This window comes from Streptomyces sp. NPDC007907 (assembly GCF_042959365.1).
GTDB lineage: Bacteria > Actinomycetota > Actinomycetes > Streptomycetales > Streptomycetaceae > Streptomyces > Streptomyces indiaensis.
In genome coordinates, this window is the sequence record NZ_JBIBKR010000002.1 from 354,213 (window position 1) to 372,261 (window position 18,049).

General features: G+C 71.7%; 10 protein-coding genes and 1 pseudogene. 6 read left to right on the plus strand and 5 right to left on the minus strand.

Features of this window, described 5'->3' with window-relative positions:
- Window positions 1-28: 28 nt before the first annotated feature.
- Window positions 29-1,417 carry an MFS transporter gene (locus ACFZDI_RS07590; RefSeq protein ID WP_391248478.1) on the minus strand — a complete coding sequence of 463 codons (1,389 nt, stop codon included), beginning with the start codon at window positions 1,415-1,417 and terminating at the stop codon, window positions 29-31.
- Window positions 1,418-1,789: 372 nt separating this feature from the next.
- Between ACFZDI_RS07590 and ACFZDI_RS07595 the strand changes: the two genes are divergently transcribed.
- On the plus strand, window positions 1,790-3,556 hold the full coding sequence (locus tag ACFZDI_RS07595) for a lysyl oxidase family protein (protein WP_391248480.1): 1,767 nt from the start codon (window positions 1,790-1,792) through the stop codon (window positions 3,554-3,556).
- A gap of 129 nt (window positions 3,557-3,685) precedes the next feature.
- On the opposite strand, the pseudogene ACFZDI_RS07600 reads toward ACFZDI_RS07595, so the two are convergent.
- The 3 genes and pseudogenes from ACFZDI_RS07600 to ACFZDI_RS07610 form a co-directional block, all read right to left on the minus strand.
- Window positions 3,686-4,453, minus strand: a pseudogene (locus ACFZDI_RS07600) (SpoIIE family protein phosphatase); the annotation flags it as partial.
- A gap of 28 nt (window positions 4,454-4,481) precedes the next feature.
- Complete coding sequence (locus ACFZDI_RS07605) at window positions 4,482-5,264, minus strand: tat (twin-arginine translocation) pathway signal sequence (protein WP_391248481.1); 783 nt, start codon at window positions 5,262-5,264, stop codon at window positions 4,482-4,484.
- A 477-nt stretch (window positions 5,265-5,741) separates the two neighbouring features.
- Window positions 5,742-6,071, minus strand: coding sequence for a helix-turn-helix domain-containing protein (locus ACFZDI_RS07610; protein WP_234846190.1), 330 nt, complete (start codon window positions 6,069-6,071; stop codon window positions 5,742-5,744).
- A gap of 107 nt (window positions 6,072-6,178) precedes the next feature.
- On the opposite strand from ACFZDI_RS07610, the gene ACFZDI_RS07615 reads away from it, so the two are divergent.
- The 3 genes from ACFZDI_RS07615 (at window position 6,179) to ACFZDI_RS07625 (ending at window position 13,803) form a co-directional block, all read left to right on the plus strand.
- Window positions 6,179-6,583, plus strand: a complete 405-nt coding sequence (locus tag ACFZDI_RS07615) for an STAS domain-containing protein (RefSeq protein WP_391248484.1) — start codon at window positions 6,179-6,181, stop codon at window positions 6,581-6,583.
- A gap of 268 nt (window positions 6,584-6,851) precedes the next feature.
- Window positions 6,852-11,123 (plus strand): HAMP domain-containing protein, encoded by a 4,272-nt coding sequence (locus tag ACFZDI_RS07620; protein ID WP_391248486.1) that lies wholly within the window; start codon window positions 6,852-6,854, stop codon window positions 11,121-11,123.
- Window positions 11,124-11,220: 97 nt separating this feature from the next.
- On the plus strand, window positions 11,221-13,803 hold the full coding sequence (locus ACFZDI_RS07625; RefSeq protein ID WP_391248487.1) for a SpoIIE family protein phosphatase: 2,583 nt from the start codon (window positions 11,221-11,223) through the stop codon (window positions 13,801-13,803).
- Between the two features lie 194 nt (window positions 13,804-13,997).
- Here the strand turns inward: ACFZDI_RS07625 and ACFZDI_RS07630 are convergent, their stop codons facing one another.
- Entirely contained in the window at window positions 13,998-15,674 is a 1,677-nt protein-coding gene (locus ACFZDI_RS07630; protein ID WP_391248490.1) for an oxaloacetate-decarboxylating malate dehydrogenase, read from the minus strand.
- Window positions 15,675-15,843: 169 nt separating this feature from the next.
- Here ACFZDI_RS07630 and ACFZDI_RS07635 point away from each other — a divergent pair, with 169 nt between their 5' ends.
- Both ACFZDI_RS07635 and ACFZDI_RS07640 read left to right on the plus strand, forming a co-directional pair.
- Entirely contained in the window at window positions 15,844-16,302 is a 459-nt protein-coding gene (locus ACFZDI_RS07635; RefSeq protein WP_234846186.1) for a DUF6069 family protein, read from the plus strand.
- Between the two features lie 196 nt (window positions 16,303-16,498).
- Window positions 16,499-18,049, plus strand: coding sequence for a hypothetical protein (locus tag ACFZDI_RS07640; RefSeq protein WP_391248492.1), 1,551 nt, complete (start codon window positions 16,499-16,501; stop codon window positions 18,047-18,049).

Genomic DNA, 18,049 nt, shown 5'->3' on the forward strand with positions numbered 1-18,049 from the left:
CGTCGCGCGGCCGTGGTTTCCGGGCGGGTCAGACGGTCCGGGCGTCCTCCACGGCCGCGGCCCGGCCCGGCTCCTGCCCCGCGGGGACGGCGACGTCGGCCAGGTCGCGGTGGCGGGTCTCCTTGGCCGCCGCCACGGCGATGACGGTGAGCACGGCGGCGGCGATCACGTACAGGGCGATCGGCGTGGAGCTGCCGTAGTCGGACAGCAGCGCGGTGGCGATCAGCGGCGCGGGCGCGCCCGCCGCGACCGAGGCGAACTGGGCGCCGATCGAGGCCCCGGAGTAGCGCATCCGCGTCGCGAACATCTCGGAGAAGAACGCGGCCTGGGGCGCGTACATCGCCCCGTGCAGGACCAGGCCGACGGTGACGGCGAGGATCAGGTTGCCGAAGCCCCCGGTGTCGATCAGCGAGAAGAACGGGAACATCCACAGCCCGACACCGACCGCGCCCACCAGATACACGGGCCGCCGGCCGATCCGGTCCGACAGCGCGCCCCACGCCGGGATGACGGCGAAGTGCACGGCCGAGGCGATCAGCACCGCGTTCAGCGCGGTCTGCTTGGAGACGCCGGCCGAGGTGGTGGCGTAGACGAGGATGAACGCGGTGATGACGTAGTAGCTGATGTTCTCCGCCATCCGTGCCCCCATCGCGACCAGGACGTCACGCCAGTGGTGCCGCAGCACGGAGACCAGCGGCAGCTTCTCGGCGTCCGCCGTCACGTCCGCCCTACGGGCCTCGGCCTGCGCCAACGCCTGCTGGAAGACGGGCGATTCATCGACAGACAGACGAATCCACAAACCGACGATCACCAGCACCCCGGAGAGCAGGAACGGCACCCGCCAGCCCCAGCCGGTGAACGCGGAGTCCGACAGCAGGGCCGTGAGCAGGGACAGCACACCGGTGGCGAGGAGCTGCCCCGCCGGTGCGCCGGTCTGTGGCCACGAGGCCCAGAAACCGCGCCGCCGCGCGTCCCCGTGCTCCGACACCAGCAGGACGGCACCGCCCCACTCGCCGCCGAGTGCGAACCCCTGGACCAGCCGCAGCACGGTGAGCAGCACCGGCGCCGCCGTCCCGATGGAGGCGTGTGTCGGCAGCAGCCCGATCGCGAAGGTCGCCCCGCCCATCAGCAGCAGACTCAGCACCAGCAGCTTCTTGCGCCCGAGCCGGTCTCCGTAGTGCCCGAACACCAGCGCGCCCAGAGGCCGGGCGGCGAACCCGACCGCGTACGTCAGGAACGACAGCAGGGTGCCGACGAGCGGGTCGGAGTCCGGGAAGAACAGCTTGTTGAACACAAGGGCCGCGGCGGAGCCGTAGAGGAAGAAGTCGTACCACTCGATGGTGGTGCCGATGAGGCTGGCGGCGACGATGCGCTTGAGGTTGCCCGGGGGCGGGGGAGCGGTGGTTGCTGAGGCCATGTGCGCCACTTCCTCGTGTGCGGTGGGGACGGGTGGGTGTGGGCACACCGTAGAAATCCACACGTCAGTGGCACATGTGGTGGGACTACATAGTTCGGGGGCGGGGTGTGCGTGTAGCCCCTATGTGGGTTGTTCGGGGGCCGTCTTGAGGTCGTGCGCGGGGGAGGTCCGACCGTGCCGGATCTCGTCAGGGGGGCGGCATTTCGGCCAACACTCCGTGTCCTTTCCGCCTTCGGACAACCGCGTAACCGGTCCGCTCCTCTCACAGCGCGGGCGGAGCAAAGCGCCTCTCACCTGACGGCCCCGGCCCGTGTCCCGCGGACGCGCGGTGCCGCCTGCTTCCTTCTCACAGCACCGGAGGACGAGCCAACCATGACCAGAAGACGCACCGCCCGGCTGCGGCGTACGCTGCTCGCCGGCACCACGGCCGTCGCCGTGACGGCCGTCACGGCCGGCATCGTGGCCGCAGCGCAGGAGCCCGCGCAGGCCGCGAAGGGCCCCGAGCTGAGCATCGTCGCGGCGACCACGTCGGTGACGCTCACCTCCTGGAAGGAGGAGCCGGGTGTGTACCTGGACCTCGGCACCTACCTCATCGCCGAGGGGACTCCGCTGGAGCTGAAGGTGACCCGGAAGTCCTACAAGGACCCGGTGACGGTCACTCAGACGGTGTACGAGGGCGGCAAGCCCAAGGCGAAGAAGCTGCCCACGGGCACCGTGAAGGACTTCTCCGGGCTGCCCGGCTTCTCGGAGATCACCCTCACCGACAAGGCCGGCAAGAAGGTCCTCACCCGCAGTGAGAGCTTCTGCCCGAACAACGCCAGCGGCCGGGTGCGGCCCGACGCGCCCTCCACTTCCAAGTATCCGGAGAGCTGCCCCACCAACCCCTTCACCCTCGGCTCGGTGTGGGGCGTCGAGAAGGGCTGGGCGTCCAACACCTACGCGGGCTCCTACACCGAGCCGGTCCAGCTGCCGGCCGGCACGTACACCGCCAAGGTCGGTGTCGCCAAGAAGTACCGCGACCTGTTCGGCATCGCCGACAAGGCGGCCACGGTCAAGGTGACCGTGGTGGAACGAAGCGGCGAGGGCGAAGAGGGCTCCACCGGAGCGGTACCGCGCTCCGCCAAGGCCGACGGCCACGCCGCGCACGCCGGGCACGGTGCCGGTCACCAGGCGCCGACCGCGCACGCCGGTCACGGGCCGGGGCACGCCCCGACCCCCGCCGAGGCCGCCGCGCCGGTGACGAGCGGTGCGGGTCCCTCGTACAACGTGGGCCACGGCCCGCTGAAGGCCGCGCCGCCGGCCCTGCCGTGGGCGCTGAAGAAGAAGCAGCAGTCCGCCCAGTCTCCGCAGGCCCGGGACGGCGGCGGCCAGACCGACGGCTCGCGTCAGGCGCCCGCTCTCGAGCCGCGGTCGAAGCGGCCGACCGGCACGCCCTCCGTCCCGGACGTCCCCAAGCCGGACCTGCGCTCACTGCCGGCCTACGGCATCACGATCAGCGACGGCGACAAGGACGTCCCGGGCAAGGACTACCTGGCGTTCAGTGCGAACGTCTGGAACGCCGGCCCGGCGCAGCTCGTGGTGGACGGTTTCCGCAAGCCCGGCAAGGCCAAGATGGACGCCTTCCAGTACTTCTACGACGCCAAGGGCAAGCAGGTCGGCTACACCCCGACCGGCACGATGGAGTGGGACCCGCGCCCGGGGCACGTGCACTGGCACTTCACCGACTTCGCCAGCTACCGGCTGCTGAAGGCCGACAAGAAGGAAGCCGTGCGCAGCGGCAAGGAAGCGTTCTGCCTCGCCAACACCGACGCGATCGACTACACGGTGAAGAACGCCAACTGGCACCCGTACAACACGGACCTGGCCACCGCCTGCGGCGAGGAGAACTCGATCTCCGTCCGCGAGGTGCTGGACGTCGGATCCGGTGACACGTACACCCAGGATCTGCCGGGCCAGTCGTTCGACATCACCGACGTGCCCAACGGCACCTACTACATCCAGGTGCTGGCGAACCCCGCGAAGCGGCTGAAGGAAACCAGCCTCGACAACAACAGTGCCCTGCGCAAGATCGTGCTCGGCGGCGAGCCGGGCAAGCGGACGGTCACCGTTCCGGCGCACGACCTGGTGAACGCCAACTGACCCCGCCGCGCGACCGGTAGGGCGTCCCCGCCCGAGACCAGGGCGGGGACACGGCCGTCGGCGGTGTGGTGAGCGGCGGTCCGTCCCTGGGGACCTCTACCTGGCCGGCCTGTGGAAACGGGCTGGACCTCAGTGCCGTTCCGGCTGGGGCAGGCTCTGGGCGCACCAGATGGTCTTGCCGTCGGCGGTGTGCCGGGTGCCCCATCCCTGGGTGAGCTGGGCGACGAGCAACAGGCCACGGCCGCCCTCGTCGAAGGCGCGGGCCCGGCGCAGGTGCGGGGCGGTGTTGCTGGCGTCGGAGACCTCGCAGATCAGGGAGGTGTCGCGAATCAGCCGCAGTCTGATGGGCGGCTCGCCGTATCTGATGGCGTTGGTGACCAGCTCGCTGACGACCAGTTCGGTGACGAACGCCGCCTCCTCCAGGCCCCAGGCGTCCACCTGGTCGACGGCGAGCTTCCTCGCGCGCGGCACCTGCGCGGGGTCGGGATCGACGTCCCAGTCGGCGACGTGGTGGGGATCCAGCGCGTGGGTGCGCACGAGCAGCAGGGCGGCGTCGTCCGTACGGCGTTGCGGAAGCATGGCCTCCAACACCGTGTCGCACAGGGTCTCCGGGGAAGCGGTCGAGTGGTTCAGGGCCTGCTGCAGTTCGGCGGTCCGCTGGTCGACGTCCCGCTCGCGGCTCTGCACCAGGCCGTCGGTGTAGAGAGCGAGCAGGCTGCCCTCCGGCAGTTCGAGCTCGGTGGCCTCGAACGGCAGCCCACCGATGCCGAGCGGCGGTCCCGGTTGGACGGGTACCGACTCCGGCGGGGCCCTCGCGTCCCCGGGCCGGAGCACCGAGTCGAACGGCTCCTTCACCGGCCGGCTTCCCGCGCAGAGCGTGACGACCTTCGTGACCGGGTGACACCCCCCGCCGACGGCCGGTGTCCTACCAGCCCCCGTCGAGGAAGGCGGCGAGAGCCTGGGACGAGTGTGCGGCGCTGGTGGTGTTCGCGACAGCGATGACGAGGGCGAGGGAGGCGCAGACGGCGGAAGCCGCGACGCCGGCTTTCATCGCGTGTCTCGACCGGGCGTCGGGCACCGCCCTGTGCCGCCTCCACAGGGCGGCGGCGAGACCGGCCAGGGCGAGTCCGACCGTGGCCGCCATCACGGCCATGACCGCGTGGTACAGGGCGAAGTCGCCGATCACCGCGGTGAGCGCGGGCGAGTGCCCTTCGGCGGGGTGGTCGGAGATCTGCTGCCGCATCTGCGCCAGGGTGCCGGCGAGTTCCCCGTCGGCGCGCGCGTCGCCGCCGGTCAGCAGGGGGAGCAGGGACGCGAACGGGGCCATCGCACCCTGCACGTTGGCGACCAGTGCGACCAGTGCGAAGGGTCCGAGCAGCGCGACCAGGGCGCCTGCCGGCACGAGGACGCGGCGGCCGGGCCGCTCGTCCGCCCGCTGCCGGGCCAGCCGACGCAGGAAGATGCCGAGCACGACGACCGCTGCGAGCAGCAGGGCGGACACGGCGGCCTTGACGAGGTGGAAGCGGAACCAGAAGTCGATCGTGGTGTCCAGCTGGCGGGGGAAGTCCGGACTTCCGGAGTCCCAGTAGGCGATCAGGCCTCGGCGGAAGGACGCCGCGACGTTTCCGGAGTCGACACCGTCGTGTGCCAGCGCATGGGGCACGACGAAGAAGGCGGCCAGCAGCGCTCCGCTCGTCGCGGTCAGCACGCCGATCCGTCGCCCTGGTGCGGCGGAGAGGCGAGAATGGGACAAGTGGCTGTTCATGAAAGGGCCTTGGTCTGGGAGGCGACGCCGATCCGCGCGGACGGAGGGAGGGGAAAGCTGCAGCCCTCGGCCCAGAAGCTAACGCGACCGAGAGCGGGAGGTCTGTGGGGGCACCCTCCGAGTCCCTGCTGGGGCTGACCCCACCTCTCCGTCGCGAACTCGGCCCGTGAGAAGGGGCGTTGACGCGCCGGTCATCGCACTCCGGGCGACCCGCCGGCCCGGCCGGGAGGATCCCTGTTACCGGGCAGCGCTCGCACGCCGGGCCGCTCGCCCCGAGGAAGAGACCCGCTGTGCGCGGGAAAGCGGGATCGACGCACACGAGGCCCGCGCGAAGCCCCTGCCCGACGCATGTCACGCAGGGGCTTCGTGCTGCGTCCGGGCTCCGGTGTCCGGACGGGAGTCGCGTGGCCGGCGGACCGGCTACGGGGCTACGGGCTTCCGGACGCGGGAGGTCTCGTCCTGCACGAGCAGGGAGAGCAGGGACGCCACGGAAAGTCCGGCCTCGGCCGGGTGGCGCAGCACCTTGCCCGGTTCGATCCGGTAGGTGTTCGTGCGGCCGTCCCGGGTGTGGGAGAGGTAGCCGTCCTGCTCCAGATCCGAAATGATCCGCGAGACGGCGCGTTCCGTGAGACGGCAGCGGGCGGCGATGTCGCGGATGCGGGCGTTCGGGTTGTCGGCAATGGCTGCCAGTACGCGCGCGTGGCTGGTGATGAACGTCCATCCGCTGTGGGACTCGGGCACTGCGACCATGCGCAGCATTTTAAGGGGCACCGTTGCCCGAACGTAGATACGTGACATACTTTTCATGCAACACAGGACGTGCTCCCCTGGGGGAGAGCCATAGAAGGAGCCCGAAGGTGCCTTGGGACGAGACCGGCATGCCGGCACTCACGCGCGACACCGGCGCCGAGGTGCTGTGGGAACAGGCCGACGCGCACGCCCCGGACGGGGTCGCGGTGGTGCAGTACGAGTGGCGCGGGGCCTGGGTCATCATCGCCCGCGGCTCCTACGACATGGAATCGATCACGCCATTGGTGGACGCGATGGCGGCGGCCGTCAGGAAGCACCCGAAGGTGATCCTGGACGCCTCCGGCATCGCCTTCGCGGACTCGACGCTGCTGAATCTGCTGATCCTCACGCACCAGACGGGCGTCCTTCGGGTGGTCGCGCCGTCCCTGCAGCTTCAGCGTCTCTGTGAGATCACCGGAGTCGACAGCCTCCTGGAGACGCGGGATTCCATCGACGCTGCCGCCGTCTCCTGAACGGACCCGCTCCGCTCTCATGGAGCCGTCCGCCGGCCCTCCCGCCACCGTCGCCTACGGGTCCCAGGTGCGATGACGCAGTTCGGCCGGGGGCGCCGGCACCTGCTTTGTTCGGGTCTGGAAATGTGGGTTAACCTGCGGCGTATTTCCACATCGCATACACATCCGTGAACGTGGAATACGCATGCACGACAACCGGGCCGCTCCGAGGCCCGGGGGTTCCGAGTCCTCGGCTTGAGGGCTCTTGGGGAGCGGAACGAGGGTGCGCATGACCAGTGACAGCACTGGGGTAGTCGACGCGGTGCCGGGCGACCAGGAGTTGCGTCGGCTGCTGGCCGGTCTGACGGCCGTCCGCGACGGGGACTTCGGTACCCGCCTGCCGGACGACGCGGACGGCCTCATGGGCGACATCGCCACGGTCTTCAACGGCATGGTCGACCAGCTGTCCGTGTTCACCTCCGAAGTCACGCGCGTGGCCCGCGAGGTCGGTACCGAGGGCACCCTCGGCGGCCAGGCGGAGGTGCCCGGCGTCTCCGGCACCTGGGCCGACCTGACCGACTCCGTGAACGCGATGGCGGGCAACCTGACCACCCAGGTCCGCGACATCGCCCAGGTGGCCACGGCGGTGGCCAAGGGTGACCTCTCGCAGAAGATCGACGTGCCCGCCCGCGGCGAGATCCTCCAGCTGAAGGAGACCGTCAACACGATGGTCGACCAGCTGTCCGCGTTCGCCGACGAGGTCACCCGTGTCGCCCGCGAGGTCGGCAGTGAGGGACGGCTCGGCGGCCAGGCGCAGGTGCCCGGCGTGGCCGGAGTCTGGCGCGATCTGACCGACTCCGTGAACCACATGGCAGGCAACCTCACCAGCCAGGTCCGCTCCATCGCCCAGGTGACCACGGCGGTCGCGGAGGGCGACCTGTCGCAGAAGATCACCGTGGATGCGCGGGGCGAGATCCTGGAGCTGAAGAGCACCATCAACACGATGGTCGACCAGCTCTCCGCGTTCGCCGACGAGGTCACCCGTGTCGCCCGAGAGGTCGGCACCGAGGGACGCCTAGGTGGCCAGGCGGACGTCAAGGGCGTCAAGGGCACCTGGCGCGATCTGACCGACTCGGTGAACTTCATGGCCGGCAACCTCACCGGCCAGGTCCGCAACATCGCGCTGGTGGCCACGGCCGTCGCCAAGGGTGACCTGTCGCAGAAGATCACCGTGGATGCGCGCGGGGAGATCCTGGAGCTGAAGAGCACCATCAACACGATGGTCGACCAGCTCTCCGCGTTCGCCGACGAGGTCACCCGTGTCGCCCGTGAGGTCGGCACCGAGGGACGGCTCGGCGGCCAGGCCCAGGTCCGCGGGGTGTCGGGCACCTGGAAGGACCTCACCGACAACGTCAACGTCATGGCGTCCAACCTCACCGGCCAGGTCCGCTCCATCGCCCAGGTCGCCACCGCCGTGGCGCGCGGCGACCTGTCGCAGCGGATCACCGTCGAGGCGGCCGGCGAGGTCGCGGCGCTGGCCGAGGTCATCAACACGATGGTCGACACGCTCTCGGCCTTCGCCGACGAGGTCACGCGTGTCGCCCGTGAGGTCGGCACCGAGGGGCGTCTCGGCGGCCAGGCGCACGTGCCGAACGTCGCCGGCACCTGGAAGGACCTCACCGACAACGTCAACTCGATGGCCAACAACCTCACCGGCCAGGTGCGCAACATCGCGCTGGTGACGACCGCGGTGGCCCGGGGCGACCTGTCGAAGAAGATCGACGTGGACGCCCGCGGCGAGATCCTCGAACTCAAGACGACGATCAACACCATGGTCGACCAGCTGTCGGCCTTCGCCGACGAGGTCACGCGTGTCGCCCGTGAGGTCGGTACCGAGGGACGCCTCGGCGGACAGGCCGAGGTCGAGGGTGTCTCCGGCACCTGGAAGCGCCTCACGGAGAACGTCAACGAACTGGCCGGCAACCTGACCCGCCAGGTCCGCGCGATCGCCGAGGTCACCAGCGCCGTCGCCGAGGGCGACCTGACCCGGTCGATCAACGTGGAGGCGTCCGGCGAGGTCGCCGAGCTCAAGGACAACATCAACTCGATGGTGGAGTCCCTGCGCGAGACCACCCGGGCCAACCAGGAGCAGGACTGGCTCAAGACGAACCTCGCGCGGATCTCGAGCCTGATGCAGGGCCACCGCGACCTGCCCGTGGTCGCCGAGCTGATCATGGACGAGCTGGTCCCGCTGGTGTCGGCCCAGTACGGCGCCTTCTACCTCGCCGAGGACGGCGAGGACGGGCCCGAACTGCGGCTCGTCGGCTCCTACGGCTACCCGGAGGAGAGCAACCGGCCCTCCCGCATCGCCTTCGGCCGTACCCTGGTCGGCCAGGCCGCCCGCAGCCGGCGCACCATCATGGTGGAGGAGCTGCCGGACGGCTACGTGACCATCTCCTCGGGACTCGGCCAGGTGGTGCCCTCCGCGCTGGTGCTGCTGCCCATCGTGGTGGAGGGCCAGGTCCTCGGCGTCATCGAGCTGGCGTCGGTCACCCCCTTCACCCAGATCCACCGGGACTTCCTGGCGCAGCTGATGGAGACCATCGGCGTCAACGTCAACACCATCGTGGCCAACGCCCGCACCGACGAGCTGCTCGTCGAGTCGCAGCGCCTCACCGTCGAACTCCAGGCCCGGTCCACCGAGTTGCAGGTCCAGCAGGAGGAACTGCAGCGCTCCAACGCCGAACTGGAGGAGAAGGCCTCACTGCTGGTCGCGCAGAACCGGGACATCGAGGCGAAGAACCTGCAGATCGAGCAGGCCCGCCAGGAGCTGGAGACCCGCGCCCAGCAGCTGTCGCTGGCCTCGAAGTACAAGTCGGAGTTCCTGGCCAACATGAGCCACGAACTGCGCACCCCGCTCAACAGCCTGCTGATCCTCGCCCAGTTGCTCGCGCAGAACCCGTCCCGCAACCTCACGCCCAAGCAGGTCGAGTACGCCCAGATCATCCACTCCGCCGGGTCGGACCTGCTCCAGCTGATCAACGACATCCTCGACCTGTCGAAGGTCGAGGCCGGGAAGATGGACGTCACGCCCGAGCGGGTGACGCTGCGCCAGCTCATCGAGTACGTGGAGGCCACCTTCCGGCCGATGACGACGCAGAAGAGCCTGGAGTTCACCGTGACGACCGCGCCCGGCGCGCCGGCGGACGTGCTCACGGACGACTCCCGGCTCCGCCAGGTCCTGCGCAATCTGCTGTCGAACGCCGTGAAGTTCACCGAGCAGGGCGGCGTGGAGCTGAGCATCGAGCCTGCGGACGACGACGAGGTGCCCGAAGGCGTCGTGCGGGGCGCCCCCGTGGTCGCCTTCCGCGTCAAGGACACCGGCATCGGCATTCCGGAGCAGCACCTGGAGACGATCTTCGGTGCGTTCCAGCAGGCGGACGGCACGACCAGCCGGAAGTACGGCGGCACCGGTCTGGGCCTGTCCATCACGCGGGAGATCGCCCAGCTGCTCGGCGGTGCCGTCTCCGTGCACAGCACGCCAGGCCAGGGCAGCACGTTCACGCTGTTCCTGCCCGTGGCACGCCCCGACTTCGAGGAACTGCTGCACTCCGGCCGGCCCCTGGAGCGCGTCCCGGCGGAGCCCGTGCCGGAGGGACTGGGCGGCTCCGTGCCGGTGCCCCAGATCGGGCCCGGCCCGCGGCCCCGGCGCCTGCTCGTCGTGGAGGAGCGGTCGCGCGGTCTGCTGACCCTCGTCGCGGAGAGCGTGGTGGCCGACCTGACGCACGGCAGGACGGACGGTGCCCAGCGGCCCGCCGTCGACATCATCACCGCCGTCGGCGCGCAGGAGGCGGCCGGTGCCCTCGCCTCCGAGCCGTGCCACTGCGTCGTCCTGGAGCTGGGCATGCCTGACGACGAGGCGTCCCGCTTCCTCCAGGCCCTGGAGGGCGACTCGGCGCTGACCAGCGTGCCGGTGCTGGTGCACAGCAGCCACCCCACGGACGCCCCCCTGGACGAGACGCTGCGTTCACGCTCGGAGGGCGGCGCCCTGGAGCTGCTGTCCAGCCTCGACGAACTGCGGGAGCGCATCGCCCTGCACCTGTCAGCGGAGGAGCCCGGGGACGTGCTCTCCCTCGTCCGCACGGAGGGGCCGCAGCAGCTGACGCCGCCCGCCGTCCAGGACGCGTCGGCCGGCCGTACCGTCCTCGTCGTCGACGACGACGCGCGCAACCTCTTCGCGCTGAGCGGGATCCTGGAGCTGCACGGCTTCCGCGTCCTGCACGCCGAGAACGGACGCAGAGGCATCGAGACGCTCGTGAACAACCCGGACGTCGCCCTCGTTCTGATGGACGTGATGATGCCGGAGATGGACGGCTACACCGCGACGGCCGAGATCCGCCGCATGCCGCAGTACGCCGAGCTGCCCATCATCGCCGTCACGGCGAAGGCGATGCCGGGTGACAGGGACAAGAGCCTCGCCTCGGGTGCCAGCGACTACGTCACCAAGCCCGTCGATACGCGCGACCTCATGGCCTGCGTGCGCCGCTGGCTGCCAGCATGAGCACACCGGCGTCCGACCCGCACACCGGCGGGCCGGACGCCCCGCAGCGCCTGTCGTCCCGCGCCCCAGGGCACTCCAGCCGAGGAGCATCCACACCGTGAGCATGTCCGAGCAGTCGCGCGAGCCGGGTGACGGCGAGCCGAAGCGCGGCTCGGCCGCCGGTCCTGAGCCCTCGCCGTCACCGCTGAGCTTCGACCCGCTGTCCCGTACCACCGACGGGGACCCCAAGCCGTCCGACGAGGAGGCGGCGGTCTCCGGCGGGTTCACCTCCGACGGGCCGCCCGGGTTCACCTCCGACGGGCTGCCCGGGTTCGGCGACGAAGCGCGCGCCGGCCGCGAGGACCCGTCGGCCGCGTCCCCGGTGGGCCGTCTCGCCGCCACCGTGGAACGGCTCAGCCGGGAAGTACGTGCCGCCCAGGCGGAGGCCGAGGGGCGCGCCCTGATCGAACTCGCCAAGGGGGTCCTGGTCGAGCGGCTGCAGTGCGGTCCCGCCCAGGCGGCCCGGCAGCTCGCCCAGTTGGCGGAGCAGGCCCAGGTCACCCCCCTGGAACTGGCCGTCGACGTCATCAACCAGGCCGCCCGGGACCGGATGTCCGAGGTGACGGACGCCTTCCTCGCCGCGACCCGGGCCGCCGACGAGGCGGAGAGCGAGTCGGCCGCCGTGCGCCTGCGCGCGGCCGAGAGCGGCGTCCTGGCGGCGGACGACGCCCAGGCCGTGGCCGACGCCCTGCTGGAGCAGGCGTTGCGTCCCCTCGGTGCGGTGGCCGTGGCCATTTGGGCCGTCGGCGCCGATGGTTCGCTCACCATGGCGGGCAGCGCCGGCTTCTCGCCGGCCGAGGCGGAGCGCTGGCGTTACGTCCCGCCGGACGTGGTGACCGTGGCGCGCCGGGGCCTCATCGAGCGCGAGGGGCAGTGGATCACCACCCTCGGCGTGACCGGACTGCCCACCATCGGCCTGCACCAGCATCCGGACGGCGGCCGGGCCGCCCTGCCCGCCGGCACCGGCGGCCGTATCCACGGTGTGCTGGAGATCGCCTGGCCGGCCCCGCTGGAGCCGCAGCCCCCGCAGATCGTCCGGCAGGTGGAGGCGCTGGCCGAACTGTGCGCGCACACCCTGGAGATGTACACGCCGCCGCAGGGAGCGGCCCAGGAGCCGCGCGTGCTGCCGGACGCCGCCGAGCTGATGGACCTGGCCGACGGGCTGTACGACCCGGCCCTCGTCCTGGTGCCGCATCTGGACGCCGACGGGCACCTGGTGGACTTCCGCATCCAGCACGTGAACAACCGCTTCCTGGACCCGGCGGGCCGGCCGCGGGCCGTCGTGAACGGGGCGCTGCTCCTGGAGGCCTATCCGATGGCCGCAGGGGACAGCGAGTTGTTCCAGCGCGTCGAGCGGGTCTACGCCACCGGTGAGCCCTTCCGTGCCCGCCGCATGAACCTCACCGCCCTCGTCGACCAGGTCCCCCTGTCGGCCGTCGCGGACATCAGCATCAGCCGCCACGGCATGTCCGTCCTCCTCATCTGGCGCATCGAGGACGAGATGGCCCGGCTGGCGAGTCTCCTCCAGCATGCCCAACGGCTGGGCCGCATCGGCGGGTTCGAGGAGAACGTGCTCACCGGTGAGATCACCTGGAACGGGCAGCTCTTCGACCTGTACGGACGCCCCCGGACGAGCACCCCGGTGCCGCTGGAGGAGCTTCCGGCCCATGCCCACCCGGACGACGGCGTCTCCATCCGCCGTTTCCTGCGCACCCTGCTGCACCACCAGCGTCCGGCGGCCGCCGCGTTCCGGCTGCAGCGGCCGGAGGGGGTGACCCGCCACATCCGGATCGTCGCCGAACCGGTGCTCGACACCGACGACCGGCTGCTCCTGGTGCGCGGCGCCTGCCAGGACATCTCGGCGCAGCACTGGACCGAGGTGGCGCTCGCCGCGACCCGCGACCAGCTGGCGCACACCGAGCAGCAGGCCACCGAACGCGCCCGGCTCACCCTGCAGTTGCAGCACGCGATCATGCCGCCCACCCAGGCGCCGTTGCAGGTGTCCGGCCTCCAGGTGGCCGTACGCTACCGGCCCGCGGAGACCGAGCAGTTGGTGGGCGGCGACTGGTACGACGCCGTCGTCCTGCCGTCGCGCAAGGTGCTGCTGTGCGTCGGGGACGTGGCCGGGCACGGCATCGAGGCCGCCACCAGCATGGTCGTCCTGCGCAACGCGCTGCGCGGCCTGGCCGTGACCGGCGCCGGGCCGGGCCAGCTGCTGTCCTGGCTCAACATCGTGGCGCACCACCTGACCGGCTCCGTCACCGCGACCGCGGTGTGCGGACTGTACGACCCGGACACGCGGACGCTGCGCTGGGCCCGGGCCGGGCACCTCCCGCCCGTCCTCGTCCGCGACACCGAAGCGGCCCCCCTGCCCCTGGTCAAGGGACTGCTGCTGGGGGCCGTCCCCGAGGCCGTGTACGAGGAGACCGAGCTGCGCCTGGCCCCCGGGGACACCCTGTTGATGTACACGGACGGTCTGGTCGAGCGCCGGGACCGGCCCGTGGAGGAGTCCCTGACCCACCTCCTGACCACCGCCCGGTCGGCACCCAGCACGCTCGACCAGCAGCTGGACCGCCTCCTGACCTACAGCAAGTCGGACACGGACGACGACACGTGCATCGTGGGCATCAGGGTCGGGTGAGGGTGCCGCGTCCCGCGGGCCCCTGGGCTGCGTAGGGGCGGTGTCGGTGGCCGTCACAGCATGACGTGCTCGACCTGCGTGCAGTCGAGCAGGCCGGAGAGGTCGCCGCCGTAGCCGGAGTGGCCGACGCCGCCGTGCGGCATCTCCGACACCGTCGTGCCATCAGCACGTCCCGGAGGATCGGCCTTCTGCGGCTAGTCCTCGTAGCGGGGCGTCCACTGGGCCCGGGCGACGGCCTCGCGCAGTTCGTCCTCCGTCGCCCGCGGGGCCACCCCGTCCTCGACGGCGGCGAGGGCCGCGGCCAGCGCGATCTCGCGAGCGGACTCCCGCATGCCGGTCAACGGCGGCAGCAGGGGCACGGGCAGGTCGTCGCCGTCCGCCGCGCGCACCGCGCAGCGTGCGACGGCCCGGGCGGCCGCCACGAGCATGCGGTCCGTGACCCGTGTGGCCCCGCTCGCGGTCACCGCGAGGCCCATCGCCGGGAAGACGTAGACGTTGTTGGACTGCGCCACGGGCACCTCGCGCCCGTCGACCTTCAGCGGCGGGAAGGGCGAGCCGGTGGCGATCAGCGCCCGCCCGTCGGTCCAGCGGGTGAGGTCGGCGGGGTCGGCCTCGGAGTGCGAGGTGGGGTTGGACAGCGGGAAGACGACGGGCCGTTCGCAGGTCGAGGCCATCTGCCGCACGATCTCCTCGGTGAACGCGCCGTGCGCCGTCGACAGCCCGATGAGCGCGGTCGGCTCGGCGCGGCGCACCACCTCGGCGAGGCCGGTGCCGTCCCAGTCGGCCACCTCGCTGTCGTCGCGCGCGAACACCCGCTGCTGCGGGGTCAGTTCGGAACGGGAGGAGACCAGTAGCCCGTCGACGTCGACGATCCAGAACCGCGCCGTCGCCTCGTCCTCCGACAGGCCCTCGTCGACCATGGCCGTACGGATCATGTCGGCGACGCCGATGGCGGCCGACCCCGCGCCGAGGATCACTACGCGCTGCTCGGTGAGCGGGGTGCCGGCCACGTCCGCCGCCGTGGACAGGGCGCCGAGCGTGACGGCCGCGGTGCCCTGGATGTCGTCGTTGAACGTGAGCAGCCGGTCCCGGTAGCGGGCGAGGATCGGGTGCGCGTGGGCGGTGGCGAAGTCCTCCCACTGCAGCAGCGTCCCAGGCAGTTCCGCCTCGACCGCCGAGACGAACGCCTCGATCATCTCGTCGTACTCGGCGCCGGTCAGCCTCCGGGCGCGCCGGCCGAGGTAGCGGGGGTTGTCGAGCAGGGTCTCGTTGTCGGTGCCCACGTCCAGCAGGACCGGCAGGGTGCGGGCGGGGTGGATGCCGCCGATCGCCGTGTACAGGCTCAGCTTGCCGATGGGGATGCCCATGCCGCCGACGCCCTGGTCGCCCAGGCCGAGGATGCGCTGGCCGTCGGTGACGACGATGACGTCCACGTCGTGGTCACGGTGCGGGCGGTTGCGCAGGATGTCGCGGAAGCGGTGCCGGTCCTCCCAGGTCAGGAACAGACCGCGTGGCCGCCGGTAGATCTCGCTGAACTTCTGGCAGGCCTCGCCCACCGTCGGCGTGTAGACGACGGGTAGCAGCTCCTCCAGGTACGCGGTGACCAGACGGTAGAAGAGCACCTCGTTGGTGTCCTGGAGCTGCCGCAGATAGATGTGCCGGTTCAGCGGCTTGTCGTAACCGTGGAACGCCTCGTAGGCGCGGGCGACCTGCTCGTCCAGGGTCTCCACGGCGGGCGGCAGCAGCCCGTCGATCCCGAGCTTCTCGCGCTCGCTGCGGGTGAAGGCGGTGCCCCGGTTGACCAGCGGGTCGGCCAGGGTCGTGACGGCGGGGCTGGTGGTGGGGCGGGGGTGCTGCGTCGGCTGGTCCATGAGGTCACGCCTTCCCGTGACGCGCCGGTTCGTGCGGGTGATGTGTGCCATCCGGACGAACCACCGGCCCCGGGAAAGTGTCCCCGGGCACCGATGAGTTCCGCGCCGACCTCCGGTCCACGTCTCCGTACGCCCCACCGCGACCCAACCCCCGTCAGGAGACAGAGACATGAGCGTGACGACACCTCAGAGCCAGGCACCGCGGACCGAGGCCGGTCTGCTCACCACCCGCCCCGTGTGGCTGGTCGGCGTTCTGGCCACCCTCGCCGGAGCCGTGGTGACGGAGGCGTTCGCGCTCGTCGCGCGGGCCGCCGGTGTCCCGATGGAAGCGGCGAGTCCCGGAGCCACGGAGGCCGCGGAGATCCCGGTCGGCGGTTTCTTCGGCGGGGTGCTGTTCTGGTCGGTCGCCGGCATCGTCCTCGCGGTCGCCCTCGCCCGCTGGGCCGGGCGGCCCGCCCGCGCCTTCACCGTGACCAGCGTCGCCCTCACCGCGCTGTCGCTCGCCGGCCCGGCCGTCGCTCCGCACACCGCCACGTCCACCCGGATCGTCCTGGCCGCGTCCCACGTCGTGGCCGCCGCGGTCGTCGTCCCGCTGGTGGCGCGCAGGCTGTCCCGCGTGCGGCACTGACCCCGCACCTCCGACACGGCCCGTCGGCGCCTCGGTGCCGACGGGCCCGTCGCCGTGCTCCCCGTCCCGCGCAGCCGTGACGGCTGAACGACCACCCCGAACGGCCCAATCCCACTGCGCCGGAGGAGGCGACCGTGGATCAGCGGTGTGACGGTGGTGGAAGGGATACGCGGGCACACAGGGACGAGGAGACGCGATGGCGGAGGCACTGGTCGAGGGCGGCACGCACGGCGCTGCCACGACGGACGGCACGGGCCCCTGCCCGGGGGTCTTCGAGCAGCTCAGCGCCGTCGCCGACGCCGTCCTCTACGAGGGCTACCTCCTCTACCCCTACCGCCGCTCCTCCACGAAGAACCGTGTCCGCTGGCAGTTCGGCGTGCTGTTCCCCCGGGACTGGGTGGAGGCGGACGGCCCCGTCACCCCCGGCGTCTCCGGTTCCGCCGACTCCTGGTATCAGCAGACCGAGTGCCTGCTGCGGGTCCGGCAGCCGGACCACGCCCGCGTCCGGGTGCGGGTCCGCTACCTCCAGATGCAGCGCAAGCAGGTCGAAGAGGCGGGCCGGCCCGTCGAGTCGCTGCACACCGACGACGGCGCGGTGCACCTCACGTTCGACGAGGCCCTGCCGCGCGAGTGCGAGGTCGAGGCCCCGCTCGACGAACTCCTCCGGGGCGCACGGGTCGTCGCGGTGAACGCCGCGGCGGGTACGGACGTCGAGCCGCTGCCCGCGAACGCCGGGCGGGTGGTGCGCAGCCGCGAGGAGATCCGGGCCGAGACCACCGTCAGCGCCGAGCGGCTCTCCGACGACCTGTGCCGGATCCGCGTACGGACCACCAACACCGCGCCCGCACCGCCGCCGCACACGCCCCGGGACGAGGCGCTGCGCCGGGCCCTCATCGCCACGCACACCCTGATCGGCGGCGGCGGGGCGGAGTTCGTCTCGCTCATCGACCCGCCGACGGACCTGGACGCACCCGTGCGAGCGTGCCGCAACGAGTTCACCTTCCCGGTGCTCGGCGGCGAGACCGGGGACACCGCACCCGTCCTGCTGTCCGCGCCGATCATCCTGCCCGACCACCCCCGGGTCGCCCCCGAAAGTCCCGGCGACCTGCACGACGCCGCGGAGATCGACGAGATCCTCACGCTGCGCACGATGCTGCTGACCGACGAGGAGAAGCGCGAGGCGCGAGCCACCGACCCGCGGGCGGCGGCGATCCTCGACCGGGTCGACACCATGCCGCAGGAGGTCTTCGAACGCCTGCACGGCGCCGTCCGCTCCCTGACGCCGGCCGCCCCCACGGCGCCGACCGATCACCCCCTCACCCCCGTCACCCCCACGGCGTCCGCCGACCGCCCCGCCTGGTGGCAGGAAGGCGGCGACGAGGGTCTCTCCCCGACCACCGACACCGTGCTCGTCGACGGCGTCCGGCTCGGCGGCGGCAGCCGGGTCCGGCTCCGCCCCCGGGGACGCGGCGCCGACGCCCAGGACATGTTCCTGGCCGGGCGCACCGCCGAGGTCGCCGCCGTCTTCCACGACGTGGACGGCAGCGTGCACCTCGCCGTCACCCTCGACGACGACCCGGCCGCCGAACTCAACAACTGGTACGGCCGCTTCCACTACTTCCGGCCCGACGAGCTCGAACCCCTCGGGCCCGCCGGATCCCCGGACGAGCCGTCGGCACCGGCTCCCGCCGCAGCTCCCGCGCGGCACACGACCGACTCCGAGACCCCCGCAGCGGAGGCCGAGTGA

Coding starts and splice junctions, on each gene's coding strand:
- ACFZDI_RS07590 (WP_391248478.1), bottom strand. CDS start 1,417: ATGGCCTCAGCAACCACCGCTCCCCCGCCCCCGGGCAACCTCAAGCGC.
- ACFZDI_RS07595 (WP_391248480.1), top strand. CDS start 1,790: ATGACCAGAAGACGCACCGCCCGGCTGCGGCGTACGCTGCTCGCCGGC.
- ACFZDI_RS07610 (WP_234846190.1), bottom strand. CDS start 6,071: ATGGTCGCAGTGCCCGAGTCCCACAGCGGATGGACGTTCATCACCAGC.
- ACFZDI_RS07620 (WP_391248486.1), top strand. CDS start 6,852: ATGACCAGTGACAGCACTGGGGTAGTCGACGCGGTGCCGGGCGACCAG.
- ACFZDI_RS07630 (WP_391248490.1), bottom strand. CDS start 15,674: ATGGACCAGCCGACGCAGCACCCCCGCCCCACCACCAGCCCCGCCGTC.
- ACFZDI_RS07635 (WP_234846186.1), top strand. CDS start 15,844: ATGAGCGTGACGACACCTCAGAGCCAGGCACCGCGGACCGAGGCCGGT.
- ACFZDI_RS07640 (WP_391248492.1), top strand. CDS start 16,499: ATGGCGGAGGCACTGGTCGAGGGCGGCACGCACGGCGCTGCCACGACG.